This window comes from Variovorax sp. P4_D9 (genome assembly GCF_056401695.1).
The window spans coordinates 1-1333 of the sequence record NZ_JBFUIU010001453.1; the positions used below are offsets into that span (position 1 = coordinate 1).

Annotated in this window: 2 protein-coding genes; both read right to left on the minus strand. The window is 68.9% G+C overall.

All coding sequences use genetic code 11. The annotated features are described in order from the left end of the window. Positions 1-32: 32 nt before the first annotated feature. On the minus strand, positions 33-509 hold the full coding sequence (locus AC1DY5_RS55925; RefSeq protein ID WP_478122752.1) for a VOC family protein: 477 nt from the start codon (positions 507-509) through the stop codon (positions 33-35). After that, on the minus strand, positions 506-1333 hold an 828-nt coding region (bioB, locus tag AC1DY5_RS55930; protein WP_478122753.1), incomplete at its 5' end, for a biotin synthase BioB. The genes bioB and AC1DY5_RS55925, both read right to left, overlap by 4 nt.

The window sequence follows — 1333 nt, forward strand, 5'->3', positions numbered from 1 at the left end:
ATCTGGCGTCGCCCCGGCGCCTGACCCCTCGCTCAGCCCGCCGCGAGGGCCGCGAACGCCCTGACGACCTCGGGCGGCGCCTGCACCAATTCGATCAGCACGCCCTCGCCCGCGATCGGGAACTCGTCGTTGCTCTTAGGATGCAGGAAGCAGATGTCGAAGCCGGCCGCGCCCGTGCGGATGCCGCCCGGCGCAAAGCGCACGCCCTGTGCCGTGAGCCACTCGACCGCCGTGGGGAGATCGTCGATCCACAGGCCCACGTGGTTCAGCGGCGTGGCGTGGACCGCGGGCTTCTTCTCGGGATCCAGCGGCTGCATCAGGTCGACCTCGACCTTGAAAGGACCGCTGCCGATGGCGCAGATGTCCTCGTCGACGTTCTCGCGCTCGCTCTTGAACGTGCCGGTGACTTCGAGGCCCAGCATCTCGACCCACAGCTTCTGCAGCCGGGTCTTGTCCGGACCCCCGATGGCGATTTGCTGGATGCCCAGCACCTTGAATGGACGCGTCATGCACATGCTCCCTGCTCGGAGGTCGAACGGGCCTTGAGGCCCAACCTGGCGAGCAACTGCACATCGGCCTCGACGTCGGGGTTGCCCGTGACCAGCAGCTTGTCGCCGTAGAAGATCGAATTGGCGCCGGCCAGGAAGCACAACGCCTGCACCGCCTCGCCGAGCTGCTGCCGGCCCGCCGACAGGCGCACGCGCGCCATCGGCATCGTGATGCGCGCGACCGCGATCATTCGCACGAAGTCGAGCGGATCGATCGGCTCGGAATCGGCCAGCGGCGTGCCGGGCACGCGCACCAGGCTGTTGATCGGCACCGACTCGGGATAAGGGTCGAGGTTGGCGAGCTGGGCGATCAGCCCCGCCCGATGCACCGGTGCCTCGCCCATGCCGACGATGCCGCCGCAGCAGACGCTGATGCCGGCGGTACGCACGTGGGCCAGCGTGTCGAGCCGGTCCTGGTAGCTGCGGGTTTCGACGATGTCGGTGTAGTACTCGGGCGCGGTGTCGAGGTTGTGGTTGTAGTAGTCGAGGCCCGCCGCCTTGAGCTGCACGGCGTGCTGYGGCTCGAGCATGCCGAGGGTCGCGCAGGTCTGCAGGCCGAGCCCCTTGACGGCCTCGACCAGCACCGCGACCTTCTCGACGTCGCGGTCCTTGGGCGCGCGCCAGGCGGCGCCCATGCAGAAGCGCGTGGCACCGGCCTCCTTGGCTGCCTGCGCGGCGCGCAGCACCTCGTCGACCTCCATCAGCTTCTGCGCCTTGACGCCGGTGTCGAACTCGGCCGACTGCGGGCAATAGCCGCAGTTCTCGGGGCAGCCGCCGGTCTTGAC